Here is a 15792-nt window from a genome sequence, read left to right on the forward strand (position 1 = left end):
AAAACAAAGTATTTACTATTTTGATAAAGATGACTAGGCTACCCTAAATTATAAACAATTTTGGATAGCTGCTTTGGTATTATAAATATATTTATTTAATTCTGAGGTTAACAGCATAGGCTTTTCCTTGCTTTTCTTCAAGATCAAAAATTACATCTTGTCCTTCTTCAAGGCTATGTAACCCTGCAGCGTCTACGGCTGATTTATGTACAAACACATCTTTGCCGCCATTTTCCTGTTCAATAAATCCAAAATTCTTCGTAGAATTATACCACTTAACTTTACCTACTATATTTGTAGCCATAAAAACCTTTATTAGATAGAAATTACTTATTTGAACTTAACACACGCTTATAGTAACTAAAACTTAAATTTTACTTTAAGCCTCACTTAAATATAAGAGCTGATAAAAATTCATTATGCAAAACTACCTTACCTTGCGGCATTTGTCAATAAACATGTCAATAACATGCAAGAGAAAGTATTACTTTCTGAAACTAATCTATCATATTATTACTATTTTGTCACTATTTAAGTTAATTATCTAATAAATTAATGAGTAAACTAACTATTTTAAAGGGGTTTAATAACTTTTTCATATCAGACTAATATATTAATGATAAAAGTGCTTGCTTTTTTATATTTTTTTTATTAATCTGTCACCGCGAATTAAATAGTATATAATATTACTGTACACTGATCTTGCCCGCGTGATGGAATGGTAGACATAACGGACTTAAAATCCGTGGGGCGTAAGCTCTTGCCGGTTCAAGTCCGGCTGCGGGTACCATTCGCCATTTTTGGGCAAATTCACGAGTGTATCAAACGGCGGACGCAGCATAAAGTCAAGCTTTTCAGGTTTCAATATTAAGTGATATTAATTGCCTGGTTCAGCTCTATCATATATTGATTCAAATCTTTTCTATTCATCAAATCCATATTTTTCAGCAAAAATCGTAGCTTTAGCTATAAAATCATGCTCTTCATTATTTAAATGCCCTAGTACTATGCCGTTTTTTATCACCGAATAAGTACTAATTTTAATAAACTCGGATGCTTCAAATGCACCAAGTACTGCCAATAATATTTTGTTAATAGCTTACACCGTGATAAGATATTTGGTGATGTTCACAAATTTACAAAGCCATTCCACACATCTTTAATAATAGCAGAAATTGGTAGGATAGAAGATAAAGAACAAACATTAAAGTAGAGTTTGCTGATAAATATAAACATAGCTCTGCTGTTTATAGCAAAGCTCACTTTGCAAGTATTCAAGAAGAAGGAGGCACAAAAAGACCTTATTCTATTTACAGAGAGTTTTAACCATGCATTAGACACGGCTAAATAACATAAAAGGTACTTGCCTAGCCTTTTAACAGCGGGTAACGCCTACCCCATACCTCCCCTAGCGATAGGAATTTTTAATGCATTTCTCTTCGTTTTGAGAATTGAAAGCATAAAAAGCTTATAAATATAGGAGTTTTGAGTTGATCAATAAGAGTAGAAAACGAAATATGACATCTTGCCATTTCATAAATCATTAGTTACTTTTTACTATAGATATTTTTATTTCTAATGTTAGTTGTAAAATTTATTTAGAATATATATAATTCATAAAAATTAATATAAGACCGTAATTATAATGAATAATAGCCACGAACTAAATAAACTAGTAACTTTTAAAGATAAAGATATCAGAAGAATTTTTCATAATAACGAATGGTGGTTTTCAGTAGTTGATGTAGTAGGAGCGTTAACTGATAGTACTACCCCACGTCGATATTGGTCGGATTTAAAGAGATAATTATCAGAAAATGAAGGATTTATTGAGTTGTACGAAAAAATCGTACAGCTGAAACTTCTAAGTAGCGATGGCAAGCGTTATCAAACAGACTGTGCAAATACGGAATCCTTACTTCGTATTATTCAGTCTGTCCCTTCCCTGAAAGCAGAACCGTTTAAACAATGGCTTGCTGAAGTCGGTTATGAGAGAATCAAGGAAGTTTCTGACCCGGAAAAATCCATTGATAGAGCATGAGAAAACTGGAAACGACACGGTCGTAGCGAGAAATGGATTCAACAACGTATGATGGGACAAGAAACACGAAATAAGCTAACTGACTATTGGAAAAATCATGAAGTAACAAAAGAGAATGACTTTGCCATATTAACTAATATTATTCATCAAGAGTGGGCAGGGGGGTTAAGCATTAAAGAGCATAAAAATATAAAAGGTTTGAAAAATCAAAATTTACGTGATCACATGAATGAAGCAGAATTGATATTCACTGCTCTTGCTGAATTATCTACTCGTCAAGTAGCAGAAACTAATAATGCAACAGGAATAGAAGAAAATAAAATTGCCGGTAAAATAGGAGGAGGAATAGCTAAAAAAGCTAGAGTGGCGTTGGAAAGCGAAATCGGTAAAAAAGTCATTTCTACCGAAAACTACTTATTACCTAAAAACAAAAAAGTTAAAAAATTACTAAAATAGTGAATATTACCAATCTAAAAGTTATCATTAAAAAATATCCCTATAAATATACTCATCTTGGTTTAAGCTCCCAAGTAAGTAAAGTTAAGTAGCAAAACAGCAGACCACCAACGCATTTAGGTGTTCATATTTTGTTAAATATATTTTGCTTTATTAGAACTTTTACATGAAAAATTTTTATTCAATCATTTCTATTTTAAAAAAGCAAAAAAATTTAAAACTAGTTATTATTAGCAATAATAATGCTGTAAAAATAAACATAACTTGAAAATTTATTAAAAATGTAGTAATTCATTAACAATTTTAAATTAGAAAACAAAAATTAATATAAGACTTATTAACTTTTAGTGTTTTTTAACAGCAAAAATTTAGAATCCAAATCAAGATATTACTATAAATACAATTAAACAAAAAAGGACATAGAACAATGGAACTAAAAAAATTTGATACTCTACTCACTACAAATGATTTAGATAAGTTTAAAGAAGAGCATATTAAAGGAAGCGAGTTAGAAGAACAGTTTGTATCTAATTATATAAAAGCACATACGCAGGATAATGTTACCTCTGAAGATGGTTTTTACAATATGTTACTTACCAATGCTATATTATTAGAAAATATTGATTTAATAAAACATATTTTAAGCTTATTTCATGAAAGTAATATACTAGTTAATGTTAATCGAGAAAATTTTAGTCCTATTTCTGCTGCTCTCCTTAAGAAAAATGAACAAATTTTAGACTTAGTTGAACAATATATACAAAGTATGCCTGAAACTAACGAAAAAGTTAATTTAGTAGGAGATAGTTATTAAGTATATATGTTTAGCAACTTACACTCCTCCTAGTGGTATGACTCAGGTCGAGTGTTATAAGAAGTTTTTAGCTCCCTTATATACAGAAGAATCGTTGAAAGATTTGGCAGATTTAATAGGAGTGAACGATACTGAAGAGAATTCCGACTCCATAATATAGCTTTTTAAAAAATTGAGAGGAAACCATATGAGTAAAAGTTATGATTATACTGATACAAAACGAGGTCTTAGAGTAACATATGAGGCAGAAATTACTGCACGTACAAAACCATTAGACGTTTTCGCAAAAGTATTTGCTAAAGACCCATATACAGCAATTGTCCAACCAATAGGTAGTAATAATTTATATGTTAGTTTCCCTGAGCATAAGAAGAACGATAAACTTAATTCTATACCTGAAGATCAATGTAGAGAGTTAAAAACTGATCTTCAAAAAGTAGTGGAGACTCGCGCGATGAAGTGGTTCTTAAAGCTGCAAAGAAAACACTGTTTCTAAATGCCTATGCAAAGGGGAATCACATTTTAAAAAATATTATAGCTGAAGAATTGGCAAAGGCATAAACCCCGTCCGAAGACCATGATGACAAAGTACAAAAGCGTAAGTACCTTAACAAGATGGTAGAGATTGAAGAAGCACAGCATGTTGGTGAACGCAAAAATATTGATTATCTTAATAGTATATTTAAAGATGATAACGAAGCAGAAGCTTTCCTGGATAATCTTGTTACTAGGCGTTTCGAGGATTTCCTTAGTACAGATGAGCTAAAGCTTTTAGCAAAGTCCAGCATTAAAGATAAAACATTAAGGAAAGTGGCTTATATAGATGATTATAAGGCTAGGCATGTTGAAGCAAAAGGAGTAAGTTATGTAACTAGGGTACCAGAGAGAAGGGGAGGCAAGAATTTGACATAGGTTTAGCAAAGAGTAATAGTACCAGGAAGGTAGGGTGTTGTACCGGCTGTACTATAAAGTTTGAGGTCTTGGCTAGCAGAACTGAGCCGGCACAAAGGGTGGTTGTACATAGAACTGCTGATTATCCTAAAAACTTTCCTAAAAAAAATATAGCCCTTCTCCAAGTTTAACTCAAGAAGAGAAGGATAGTTTTTTTGAACCTCATACATTTGAAAATAATCAGCCTGGATTTTTACCACGCGATCTTCTGGCAAGCAATATTAAAATCGGGCATATGTTAAGCAATAACATAGAAGCCCTAGAACAAAAAAACAAAGGTTTACAATCTCAAGTTAATACTCTAACCAAGGAAAAGCAGGGTGTTGTTGATAAAAGCAAAGAGCTTCAAAATCAGGTTAGTAAGCTTGAAAGCAACGTTACTCATGAACAAACTGAGAAAGAAAGTCTTAAAACCGAAATTGAGAAAGAAAAAACTAAGAATGTTAACCTATAAAAACAGCTTGAGGAAAGCGATAGTGCTAACAGAAAACTAAAAAAGGAAAACGGACTACAAGCTGAAAAAACACAACTAAGTAATGCAAAAGATTTACTGCAAAATGAGAACAAAGACCTAAGACAGGAAAAAGAGCAGTTAAGCATTGACCTTTTAAAAGAAAGAAAAACTGCTGCAAGTCTAGAACAAAGCAATACAGAGCTACAATAAAAATACAACGGACTTTTGGATAGGTACAAGGGACTTCTTGCTAAACATAACGAACTTGGTGCTAAACACAATGGGTTTGCTGATAAATACGACGGACTCGTCGATAAATACAATGCACTCGACACTAAACACGAAGAGCTCATCAATAAATATAACAGCCTCGTCGGTGAACATCACAAACTTATCGCTACACACAATAAGCTTGGCGATAAATACACCGATCTTGGTGCTAAATACAGCGACCTCGGCGATAAGCTTACTCAATCTCTAGAAAAAATAAAATGTTAGAGGATGCTACACAAAAAATTGAGGTACTCCAATTAGAAAATGTTCAACTTAAGAAAGATCTTGCAGAGGCACAAAAGCTAAAAGAACCATCTTTTGATGAATTTCTAGCTTAATTCTCCAAATTTAGCCTAGAACGGCAAGCAGCGGCGATTGAGTTTATTAAAAAACAGCAAGAAGCCACTAATCTTTAAAAAGCTTCTGAACAACCATCTTCTGATCTTGGTAATCAACATCTCACTCGTACCGAAAAAGAAAACATCACACATTTTGTGCCTCAAGAAGAGCTAAACGAAAAGGGAAAATACAATTTAAATGATCGTCTTGCTGCTGTAAACGATAACCAAGAGCTGCTCAGCAAATAGAGAAGCAGCGATTACAGCAAATATAGATATCAAAGCAATCGATGCTAAAAAATCTGTAGAAGCTGAAAAAATCGGTACTGTAAAGGTTAGAGCGGAGCACGATCATTCAACAGAACATGGAAGCAATAATCAGACTTTGATTACAGAAATTCAAGCAGGAAAGATTGACAAAAATACAGTAATAGCTATTGAGTGTAAGCAGTATGGTGAAAATCAGGGGATGAAAGATATAATTAAGATAGCAAATATATTAGAGCATAACGAGAAAAATCCTGATAATCCTTTAAAACTTCCTGAAAAGCTAGAAAATACCCTGACATTTCAAGATGCACTTTTATATAAAGCCGCCAAAGAAAATGGAATTAAAGTGATTAGTTTAGAAGGTAGGAATTTAGAGCATACAAAAGATTCTGCTTTATATAATGAAAATCGTAAACAATATATGACTGACGTGATTAATGAAGTTCGCAGTAAAAGGATATAATGTAATTGCAACCGTTGGCTCTAGCCACAAGGTTAACTTAGAGAAAGCTTTAGAAAACCAGCAGAAACACGAGGCAGGATTTAGCCATATACCTGAGTGATACAGCAAAAACTTTCAAAAAACAATCAAAAAGAAAATACTGGCTTTAGCAACCTACTCAAAGAAACATTACAAAAAGCTTCAGCTATTGCAAAAACAATTCCAGTAGGAATGGTAAGTACTAGATTAACAAATAAAAAGGATATTTTACAACAACAATCCTTGAAAAATACACAGCTTAAAAAATTAGGATAAAGCAGAGTCTAAGGTTCTCTGTATTATATTCCATGCTATTCAAAACAATTAGCTAATTCTGATAAATTTTATTGCATAATAAAAGTATTGCTTATTTGTGTTCTATGGCTTGTTGCGGTTAGCAAATCGTACATTAACCTTTCAAGGTTTTAAATTATAATTTGCTAAGCAGATAATAATAACACGCATTTTATAATTTTGTCTAAAATCATCTGCTAGGGAGTACCATTAAAATTAAAACGCATAAGTCTCGACTTTCAACTGCAGCCCTAGAGTATTTAATAAAGAACCGATATTGTCGAAACTTGGATTACCTGTACTAGTTAGGAGTTGATCTGACAGTAAGAAGTTGTTGGGTATGAAAAAAAAGATATACTCGTACCCGGCAAAAATTTAACAACCTCTAAAAAAAGGAGACTGTCAGATGACAATATACCAACAAAAAATAATAAAGCCAAGAATTGGTTTATTACAACTAGCAGAACAACTAGGTAACGTATCGCAAGCATGTAAAGTAATGGGTTATAGCCGAGATACATTTTACCGCTATAAAGAGCTTCATGAACAAGGTGGAGAAGAAGCGCTATATGAGATGAGCAGAAGAAAGCCTTGTTTAAAGAACCGAGTACCAGCAAGTGTTGAAGATGCTATAGTTAATATTACAGTTGAATATCCCGCTTATGGTCAAGAACGTACAGCTAATGAGCTACGCAAGAAAGGAATAATTATTTCAGGAGGAGGCGTAAGATCAGTTTGGCTTCGTCATGATTTAGAAAATTTTAAGAAACGCTTAAAAGCTTTAGAAAATAAGGTAGCAAGCGACGGTATTATTCTAAATGATATACAGTTAACAGCTCTTGAAAAAGTAAAAAACAAACGTGAAGCAAGCGGTGAGATTGAGAGTTTACATCCCGGTTATCTTGGTTCTCAAGATACCTATTATGTAGGGAATATAAAAGGTATAGGACGTATTTATCAGCAAACTTTCGTTGATACTTATTCTATTGCTATTTGTAAACTTTATACAGAAAAAACAGCTATAACGAGTGCAGACCATCTTAACGATAGGGTTATACCATTTTTTGAAAGCTATAATATTCCTCTGGTTCGGATATTAACAGATAGAGGAACGGAGTATTGTGGCAAGCCTGAGCATCATGCTTATCAGTTATATCTTGGTATTGAAAATATAGATCATTCTAAAACTAAAGCCTATAGTCCTCAAACTAATGGGATATGTGAACGATTCCACACAACTATGCAAGAAGAATGTTATCACATTTTATTCCGCAAAAAGTTTTATTCTACATTAGAAGAGCTACAAACTGATATAGATAACTGGCTTGTAGGTTATAATAATGAAAGAACTCATTCAGGTAAACATTGTTACGGTAAAACGCCAATGCAAACTTTTAAAGATTCTCTTTATATTGCAATTAATAAAAATATTGATAATATAGAGACAATATCAGACAACTTGACCTTAACTTATCAAGCTGCCTGATTACTCAATACTGTCAGATCAACTCCTAACTAGTACAGATACCTTTACTAGATAGCATTTTATATATATGTTGTCTGTTTATATGGGCTTCTTTAGATATTTTGGCTACCCCTCCTCTTGCTATCACACCATCCCTAGCTATAGGGATTTGAAGTTAACCAGTAGCAATAAAAAGCGAAATATAATAGTTTCACATTTCGTATTAGTAGTTCCATAATACTTTCTTTTTAATAATTAGTTTATATAGTATAATTAACATTTTAATAAATTGTAAATGTTAATATGTATTATAAGCTACTGATTAGTTTGCTTATTCTTATTGTTCTAGTTATATGCTTTCGTAATTATTTACCTAAAATATCATTTTTTAATAATAAACCTCAAACTCTTGAGAGTAATATCAATAATTACGAAAAAGAGCTTGCAAAATATGATGAAGCAATAAAATTAAACCCTAACGATGCATTAGCATATTTTGCTCGAGGTATAATATTATATCAGTTAGGAAAATATGAGTTATCACTCCTTTCTTACGAGAAAGCTATAGAATTAGATCCAAAAAATTTTGAATTTTATATTAATCAAGGGATGTCATTTTAGGCACTTAACAAATATGAATCAGCACTTGAAGCATATAATATAGCTATAAAACTAAACCCTGATTATTTTACTGCGTATTTTTATAAGGGAGTTATTTTTTATGTACTAGGCTACCATACGTTAGCGGTTGAATTATTTAATAAAGTACTTGACGGAGATATTGACGATTCCGAAATTTATAATAATTACGGTACTATACTAATATCTTTAGAAGAATACGAACTTGCTCTTAAAGCATTTAATAAGGAAATTGAATTAAATCCAAATGAATTTGGAGGTTATATTAATCAAGGAGCAATGTTAAAAAAGCTTGGGAAATATGAGTTAACACTGAAAGCATACGATAAAGCAATAGAGTCAAACTCTAATTATTTGGAGCTTTTTATGATAAAAAGGTAATCTTCTATTAGAATTAGGAGAATATAATTTAGCTTTAGAAGCTTTTTTGAAAGCTATAAAATTGAATCCTACATACCCTAATATATATTTTAATTACGCTACTATATTAGAAAAATTAGGTAAATTCGATTTAGCATTGAGTTCATACAATAAGGTATTAGAATTAAATCCTGATGACTTAGAAGCAAAAGAAAAAAAGCAAGAAATATTAGATATGCAAAAATCTAATTCAAAGTGAACTATATCTGCCATAAAATAACAGGCGTAAGGCTTAACTACTCACAGGATTCAGCAATTAGTTAAGAGTGATATATTACCCTCACCTGTTAATGGTAGTTATGATTTAGTCGGTTGTACTCGGACTTATGAAAAATATTTACAATTATAATGATAGCCAAATTTTATTTGAACTATCTTATACATATTTATTTTTTCTTTATTATCTTTATAATATTTGGTAGATCATTCCATGCATAGCTTACTTGATTTGGTGGTTTTATATTGATTTCTTTTAATTTCTCTGTAGCTGCTTATATACTATTTGTGAATCCATAATCTAATTATTTCTTAAATGGTTTGATTGGTTTACAATAAATTTTTGCAGCATCTACAGAGACTAATTCTTTTTCCGGATAACGAAGTGCGGTAAGTTTACCTCCAAATACACATCCTGTATCAATATTTATAGTGTTATTAAGCCACTGTGCTTCACAAACAGGGGTATGCCCATAAACAATCAGCGTATTTCCTTGATATTCTTGGTCCCACGGATAACGAAGCGGTAAACTAAACTCATCAATTTCACCGGTGGTTGCACCATACATACAAAATTTACTTATTCGCTCAAAACTACGCCCTAGATCTTTTTCTTTAATGCCGGCATGTGCTACTGCTAATTTTTTATCGTCTAATATGTAATAGCTACCTCAACTTTCTAAAAATTCAAGAACAGATGCTTTAAATTCTGCCGGCTCGTTTTCTAATTGCTCAAGTGTTTCCTGAAGTCCATGAGCAATAACAACATTTCATCCCTGAAGTTTTCGTTTTAGTTTGTCATCATGGTTACCGTTAACACAAAAGGCAATAGATGAGGAAACACTATCCATTACTAAGCGTAATACCTCCGGTGAGTTTGGACCTCGATCTACTAAATCCCCTACGAAAATAATTTGTCTTCCTTGAGGATGAGTAATAATATATTTATTACCTTTTTTAATTCTATAACCGAGCTTTTCTAATAAGTTTTTTAACTCATCAAAACAACCATGTACATCACCAATAATATCAAATGGTCCCTTTTCTTGCTGCTTATTTATTTGTATTAATGGATGTTCAACTTCTTTATTTTCTTATATTTTAATATATTTTTAAGCAAAAATTAATAAGATTTTAAAAATTTATTTTTTAATAACTTTCTTGTCATAGATATGAAAATCGATTAGTTGAGTTGAAAGTTAATTTATATAAATCTCATGTTCTATTAGTGGCACAATAAATATGTGATAAATAAACTAATTGAAAGAAAAAAATAAGTAATATACAACAATGGTTCATTTTTTAGATTAAAAAGCAAAAAATATTATACTATCGTTGGTAGTTATAATTAAATATATTAAAAATATGCTTTTTCAATCACTAAACTTATACTCTATCTTAGTTGCAGGCCTTACAGCTACTGTTATCCGCCAGTTATCTTATTACAAACAGCAAATTATTAATAAGGATTTAAAAATAATACCTGCATATTTTGATAAAAAAATGTTATATAAAATTCCTAATAATAACTGCGATAGATATTCTGCTCTTGAAATGATTAAATCATATTTTAAGTTGAAAACCGCAAGATCGTTATCACATGAAGAACTTGAAAATGATGAGCAATTAAGCGAATTATTTAGAGATTCTTTAAACTATTTTATTGATGATTTTATGTCAAAATCCGATAAATCAGTTGCAGTAAATAAAGCGTTTAGTATACAAGATGAACATAACAATACTCATAAATTATATGCGTTTTTAGAGAAAAATAAAATATCGGACAAAACACATCAAATGCTTATATATGTTAAAGTGCCTTATATAATGACCAAAGACGATGAAGAAAGCTTAAACACTTTCATACACTTGGCTAAGATAATGTAGATTTCCCAAAAACAAAATCAGAAACTCAAGAAAGAAGAATAACTAATTTCAGAATTTATAAATAATATCTTAGTTAAAAATTTTGAATTTTAAAACTGTCTATTAGAAAATTATTTTAAAAAGCACTAGTCATTTATATTAAATCACAACTAATGATTAAAAATTGTTGACTTATTTTAAGTATCTTTTCATAATTTACTTAAATGATATTTAAATTCTATCATTAATTTTTAATAAATTTAAGATATGGTAACGCATGGAAAATAAAGAAGAAGCATCAAATATATTACCTGAGTTTATAATTGATGAAGAAGAGGAAAAGCGATTCAAAGCTGAAAACTCTAAAAAAGAACTTAAGTTAATATTAATAACGTTTGCAATCATTTTAACTAGCTTTTTGACATTTTGTTATTTCTTTTTTAACTATATAGAAGAAAAAGCAATAGAATATACACTACAGCACGAAGCAGAAGCAAAAAAGTTAGATAAAGCTGAATGATGCAAGCTTATAATATTTCAGCAATTCTCAAATAATCTTGAGGAGTAAGATTTTCAGCACGATAATTATCATTGATTTTCAACTGAGTCAATACTTCATGTAGATTAGGTACAAGGTTTTTCAGTGATGATGTGATCATTTTCCGTCGTCCTGCAAAAGCAAGCTTTGTTATTTGCTCAACTTTATTTATCAGAGTAATAGATGGCGGATTTTCTAAAGGTATTAGTTTAACTATCGCAGAATATACTTTAGGAGGTGGATAGAAAGCAGTCGGTGCTACGTCAAAGCATTTTTCCACTTTAGCTATTAACTGACATATTACTGATAACCTGCCATATGCTTTAGTTGACGGCATAGCACAAATACGTTCTACTACTTCCTTTTGTAACATTAGCGTCATATTAGTAATTAGTCGTGCTTCTTTCAGCCATCTAATCACTAACTCAGTACCTATATGATACGGTAAATTAGAAATTATAGTTACTTTGTAGTCAATTGATTTGGACTCGCCTATATCGTTACTCGTCGCTCTCCTATTAGGCTTCTTCGCTCCTCGTTTCTTGTGTGCAAATCCAACTGAAGTGACTATATCATAGCTTAAATCGGTTAAATTTATTTTAAGAGCATCTTGTTTAATAATATTTAGATTAGGATAATATTCTTTAATATCATTAAGTAATGGAATACATCTCTCATCTGTTTCTATAACAGTTAAGGATTCAGGTTTTTTTTGCAATATTGACCTAGTTAACCCTCCTGTGCCGGGTCCTATTTCTAATACTCGGCTATTTTCTGCAAGATTACTCGCACGCACAATTTTATCACATAAACTACTGTCAAAAATAAAATTTTGTCCGTGCTTTTTAAGAGGATTAATTTGATGAGATGCTGCATGTTTTGCAATTGAAGGGAGCATGAGAATATGGGGTTTTAAGCTTTGATATTGGTAAAAGCCGATTGTCATCCCGCAACTTGATCACAGGATCCAGTCCTTTTTAATTTTTTGCTGGATACCGTGGTCAAGCCACGGTATGACAGACCTTACAATTAAGATGGCAACATTATCTTTATAGCTGCCTTTTTACGCATATTTTCAAACATTTTTTGTGCTTTTTGCGAAATCTTTTTATTAGTTAGGAAGTTTACTATATAATTATTTTCATCTTCATTAACATTTAAGATTTTTTTGCTGCACACTAATATTATTTCAAATTTGTTATTTACTTCAAATACATTACTTGCTTTATCAGGAGTTAAGTCCTTTACAATAGTTTGTTTTACACCTTCTATCTTGCTAAGCTTATCGGTAATAATTTGCATAGTAGCAAAATTACCATAAAGCGATTTTTTGACGTCGGTGCATTTTTTTAATCGATTTTTCAAATTATTCATCTGCGTAAACGCTTTATTGCCACTATCTTTAGATGTAAATACTTGCATTGAAATTTCTACGTCTTTTTGATCGCTAGATAAAATTGCGACATCTATTTCTTTATTACTTACTTGTACCGATCTTGATAGACTTGATAAAATATTCATTTTAATCAACTCGGATTTAATTTGGGAAATAAAACTATCAGGATTAACTGATCTGCTTTTCAGATACTGAAGAAGAGAACCGTGAGGCATTTTATTACGATCTTCAATAGATTTAATGGCGTTATCTATCTCTTCTTGTGGAATTTCTCTATCTCCGGCATATTGAAAAAGCAAAGATTCGTCAATTAAGCTCTTGATTGCTAAGTCACTTAGCTGCTTATCTTGAGCAGGCGTTAGACTTTCAACATTATTTAGTGCCATAATCATTTTTTTTCTAGCACGAAACTCATTAAGAGTAATAGGTTCATCATTTACGGATGCTACTATATTCGGTAATGATGCTTGTGCTACATTAAAAGTAAAAAAAACGGTAATGATTAATAATAATTTTCTCATATGATACTCTGAATAAGTGAACAGTAAGTAGATGAAGTTTAATTTGGAAAAGAGTCATCGGTCTATAAGGCGAGGAGCGAAGCGTACATTTAGTACGTGAGCACCGCAGATCTTATAAGACGACGTAGCCAATTTTTCAAATTAAACGAGTATACTCACATGTTTAAAACTTTTAAACCAATAGAAATAGTCGGTGAAGAAGCAGTTTTTTTGATTCCTCTACTTCCGTCGGCTAGATAATCGGAATAAATCTTTGCAGTAATTCTAACACAATCTTTAGCATATGTCACCCTAATAGTTCGAGTAAGTAAATTTGGAGATCGTCTAGAGAGATCAATGCGTGCACCAAAACCTATAGTCCAATTTTCCGCTAGCTGATAATTTATGTCTCCATAAAATTGTCGCACTCTATTATTTGAAACCTTTATACTTTCTACGGAATAATATTTTTTAAGATTGGTAAGCTGAATAAAACTACCTAAAAAGTTAATTTTATCATAGTTAAAATTTCCTCCTACTTCATCTCTAATAGGTCTGAAATATCTATCTTTTCGAAAGCTATAAAACACTTCTAAATTATTAGAAAGATTACCTAGGATCTGCCCTACATTTTCCGTATCATCAGCCGGCAAATCTGTACTATATCTTGTATTACGCGACTGTCCTAAAAATAATTTTAAATAATTTTCTTCTTTAGCAATACTAGTATTTAAGCCGTAACTTAATCTATTACCGAAATCATGGCAATCAATACCGCTATAACGATTTGATAAAAAGATATTTTTTTCGGATAATTCATATTTAGCAGGATCAATTATAACAAATTTTTTATCTTTCTTAGATAGTTTACGTCCCATAGTAAAAGAAACTACCGGCTCAATAAGTAAATTTATCGTTTTTGTTATATTACCTACTAACGGATAACGCCATAAAGTTTGCAATTCCGGTATATTCCTTTGAAATGATTTACTTTCTTTCGGCTTATCTAAATAAGCCCGTCTAGCAAGATAAAAATCGCCTCTATCTTTTGCTACAAAATCAAAAATTTGCCCTGAAGAAGTCAGCACATTATGCATAAAGGATAATTGCAAAGAGGTTCTAGCAAGTTGTTTTCCTATTCTTTCTTTGTACATTAACGTATTATTTTCAACAACGATATGGCTGTTGTCGTTATCATTCAAATTTATCACATTTTTTGTATTGATTTTCGGTAATACTAACGGATCGGTATACTTACTATCATTACTACCTAAGCCTTGAAAACTTAATCCTTCCGCCGAAAAATAATCAGCCTCATGAATTTTATTTAAGAATATTTTAGAAGTTAAATATGAAGCATAGTTATTATAATAATTTTTTAAATAAGCTTTATCCGATGTACGTTCCACCCTGAAACCGTAATCATAAACTTTATTGGTACTAATAAAATTACCGCTTGCTATATAATGATAAGAAGAAACTTTTTTATTTTTCACTATACTTCCGTCTTTTTCTAGAAAATACGGTAATTTACCGTCACTACCTTGAAAATTCATATTATCGGTATCATTCGGGCGATAACGTGCTTCTAGCTTATAAGTTTGATATTTACTAAAAATTCTTGGAGTGAGAGTAAAATCCATATTAGGTTTTGCACGTAAATATAGAGGTATACCAAACCCTTTGTTTTTTACGTCCGGCACTAATAATCCGGAAGTTGCAGGAGCCGTAGGAGTCGGATGGAAAAAATACGGTAAGTAAAAAATCGGTATGCCATATACTTCAAAAAACACGTTTTTATAAACTACTCTATGCTCTTCGGAATGAATATAAGTATCCTTAGCAGCAATTTGCCAAATAGGGTTTCTATTACAAGTAACATCGCAAGGGGTAAATTCAGCATGGTGCAGCTTAAGATTATTTTCATCTATTCTTTCGGCAAGTTTAGCAATTAAAAGATTATTATCACCGGAAAGTAAAATGAATTCCGATATGATCCCTTTCTTAAATTCGTCTTTTAAAACTGTTTTATCACCCTCTATTATTCTGTTTTGTTTATCCTTAATTCGGATATTACCTTCTGCCCATAAAATATCGTTTTCTATATCATAAAGTAAATTATCTGCCGTTAATAAATACTCATCCGTGATAATTTTTATATTACCTTTAGCATATATCAAATCCTGACTTTCGTTATACTCTACAAAATCAGCAATTAGATTATTTATTTTAACGCTTTGATTTTGTTTAAACGGTTGAGTAAAACTAGCTAGAGGAAATATTACGATAATAATTAGGTATATTAGTCGCATTTATTATGTTATCTAAAATTCAATAGTAAAAAATAATAGCAAGCTATTAATAATATATCAAATAATAA

Annotated in this window: 21 protein-coding genes, 1 tRNA gene and 2 pseudogenes; 17 read left to right on the top strand and 7 right to left on the bottom strand. The window is 31.2% G+C overall.

The window, feature by feature from the left end:
* Window positions 1-91 precede the first annotated feature (91 nt).
* Window positions 92-304 (bottom strand): cold-shock protein, encoded by a 213-nt coding sequence (locus tag AB1146_RS00595; protein WP_008579233.1) that lies wholly within the window; start codon window positions 302-304, stop codon window positions 92-94.
* 400 nt (window positions 305-704) lie between these two features.
* On the opposite strand from AB1146_RS00595, the gene AB1146_RS00600 reads away from it, so the two are divergent.
* Window positions 705-790 (top strand) — tRNA-Leu (locus tag AB1146_RS00600).
* 132 nt (window positions 791-922) lie between these two features.
* Here the strand turns inward: AB1146_RS00600 and AB1146_RS00605 are convergent.
* Window positions 923-1081 carry a hypothetical protein gene (locus AB1146_RS00605; RefSeq protein ID WP_010421619.1) on the bottom strand — a complete coding sequence of 53 codons (159 nt, stop codon included), beginning with the start codon at window positions 1079-1081 and terminating at the stop codon, window positions 923-925.
* 564 nt (window positions 1082-1645) lie between these two features.
* Between AB1146_RS00605 and AB1146_RS00610 the strand changes: the two genes are divergently transcribed.
* From AB1146_RS00610 to AB1146_RS00675, 14 genes and pseudogenes are all read left to right on the top strand, one after another.
* Window positions 1646-1807, top strand: coding sequence for a hypothetical protein (locus AB1146_RS00610; protein WP_010421617.1), 162 nt, complete (start codon window positions 1646-1648; stop codon window positions 1805-1807).
* A 282-nt stretch (window positions 1808-2089) separates the two neighbouring features.
* Entirely contained in the window at window positions 2090-2497 is a 408-nt protein-coding gene (locus AB1146_RS00615; protein ID WP_156790172.1) for a hypothetical protein, read from the top strand.
* A gap of 427 nt (window positions 2498-2924) precedes the next feature.
* Window positions 2925-3311, top strand: coding sequence for a hypothetical protein (locus AB1146_RS00620; RefSeq protein ID WP_010421614.1), 387 nt, complete (start codon window positions 2925-2927; stop codon window positions 3309-3311).
* A 187-nt stretch (window positions 3312-3498) separates the two neighbouring features.
* A complete protein-coding gene (locus AB1146_RS00625; RefSeq protein ID WP_010421611.1) occupies window positions 3499-3807 on the top strand; it encodes a hypothetical protein in 309 nt (102 codons plus the stop codon).
* A 119-nt stretch (window positions 3808-3926) separates the two neighbouring features.
* Window positions 3927-4223 (top strand): hypothetical protein, encoded by a 297-nt coding sequence (locus AB1146_RS00630; RefSeq protein WP_010421609.1) that lies wholly within the window; start codon window positions 3927-3929, stop codon window positions 4221-4223.
* A 274-nt stretch (window positions 4224-4497) separates the two neighbouring features.
* Window positions 4498-4716 (top strand): hypothetical protein, encoded by a 219-nt coding sequence (locus tag AB1146_RS00635; protein WP_010421607.1) that lies wholly within the window; start codon window positions 4498-4500, stop codon window positions 4714-4716.
* A gap of 225 nt (window positions 4717-4941) precedes the next feature.
* A complete protein-coding gene (locus AB1146_RS00640) occupies window positions 4942-5214 on the top strand; it encodes a hypothetical protein (RefSeq protein ID WP_010421605.1) in 273 nt (90 codons plus the stop codon).
* Window positions 5215-5712: 498 nt separating this feature from the next.
* Complete coding sequence (locus AB1146_RS00645) at window positions 5713-6060, top strand: hypothetical protein (RefSeq protein ID WP_029374763.1); 348 nt, start codon at window positions 5713-5715, stop codon at window positions 6058-6060.
* Window positions 6061-6156: 96 nt separating this feature from the next.
* A complete protein-coding gene (locus tag AB1146_RS00650; RefSeq protein ID WP_029374762.1) occupies window positions 6157-6354 on the top strand; it encodes a hypothetical protein in 198 nt (65 codons plus the stop codon).
* 424 nt (window positions 6355-6778) lie between these two features.
* Complete coding sequence (locus AB1146_RS00655) at window positions 6779-7858, top strand: IS481 family transposase (RefSeq protein WP_010420735.1); 1080 nt, start codon at window positions 6779-6781, stop codon at window positions 7856-7858.
* Window positions 7859-8140: 282 nt separating this feature from the next.
* The gene (locus AB1146_RS00660) at window positions 8141-8458 is read left to right on the top strand and encodes a tetratricopeptide repeat protein (RefSeq protein ID WP_010421600.1); all 318 of its coding nucleotides are present in this window, start codon (window positions 8141-8143) and stop codon (window positions 8456-8458) included.
* Between the two features lie 15 nt (window positions 8459-8473).
* Window positions 8474-8611 (top strand): annotated as a pseudogene (locus AB1146_RS00665) (tetratricopeptide repeat protein); the annotation flags it as partial.
* 21 nt (window positions 8612-8632) lie between these two features.
* The gene (locus AB1146_RS00670; protein WP_332094821.1) at window positions 8633-8857 is read left to right on the top strand and encodes a GlcNAc transferase; all 225 of its coding nucleotides are present in this window, start codon (window positions 8633-8635) and stop codon (window positions 8855-8857) included.
* 4 nt (window positions 8858-8861) lie between these two features.
* Window positions 8862-9095: pseudogene (locus AB1146_RS00675) on the top strand (tetratricopeptide repeat protein); the annotation flags it as partial.
* 322 nt (window positions 9096-9417) lie between these two features.
* On the opposite strand, the gene AB1146_RS00680 reads toward AB1146_RS00675, so the two are convergent.
* Both AB1146_RS00680 and AB1146_RS00685 read right to left on the bottom strand, forming a co-directional pair.
* Window positions 9418-9681, bottom strand: coding sequence for a hypothetical protein (locus AB1146_RS00680; RefSeq protein ID WP_010421594.1), 264 nt, complete (start codon window positions 9679-9681; stop codon window positions 9418-9420).
* Between the two features lie 201 nt (window positions 9682-9882).
* Entirely contained in the window at window positions 9883-10179 is a 297-nt protein-coding gene (locus tag AB1146_RS00685) for a metallophosphoesterase (RefSeq protein WP_198005280.1), read from the bottom strand.
* 268 nt (window positions 10180-10447) lie between these two features.
* On the opposite strand from AB1146_RS00685, the gene AB1146_RS00690 reads away from it, so the two are divergent.
* A complete protein-coding gene (locus AB1146_RS00690) occupies window positions 10448-10999 on the top strand; it encodes a hypothetical protein (protein WP_010421592.1) in 552 nt (183 codons plus the stop codon).
* Between the two features lie 256 nt (window positions 11000-11255).
* Complete coding sequence (locus AB1146_RS00695; RefSeq protein WP_010421590.1) at window positions 11256-11498, top strand: hypothetical protein; 243 nt, start codon at window positions 11256-11258, stop codon at window positions 11496-11498.
* Window positions 11499-11505: 7 nt separating this feature from the next.
* Here AB1146_RS00695 and rsmA read toward each other — a convergent pair whose 3' ends face one another.
* The 3 genes from rsmA to AB1146_RS00715 form a co-directional block, all read right to left on the bottom strand.
* Complete coding sequence (rsmA, locus tag AB1146_RS00700; RefSeq protein WP_010421588.1) at window positions 11506-12414, bottom strand: 16S rRNA (adenine(1518)-N(6)/adenine(1519)-N(6))-dimethyltransferase RsmA; 909 nt, start codon at window positions 12412-12414, stop codon at window positions 11506-11508.
* Between the two features lie 131 nt (window positions 12415-12545).
* Window positions 12546-13433, bottom strand: a complete 888-nt coding sequence (locus tag AB1146_RS00710) for a SurA N-terminal domain-containing protein (protein ID WP_010421586.1) — start codon at window positions 13431-13433, stop codon at window positions 12546-12548.
* Window positions 13434-13588: 155 nt separating this feature from the next.
* Entirely contained in the window at window positions 13589-15724 is a 2136-nt protein-coding gene (locus tag AB1146_RS00715; protein WP_010421585.1) for an LPS-assembly protein LptD, read from the bottom strand.
* Between the last annotated feature and the right edge of the window lie 68 nt (window positions 15725-15792).

The organism is Rickettsia helvetica (assembly GCF_963970025.1).
Classification (GTDB): domain Bacteria; phylum Pseudomonadota; class Alphaproteobacteria; order Rickettsiales; family Rickettsiaceae; genus Rickettsia; species Rickettsia helvetica.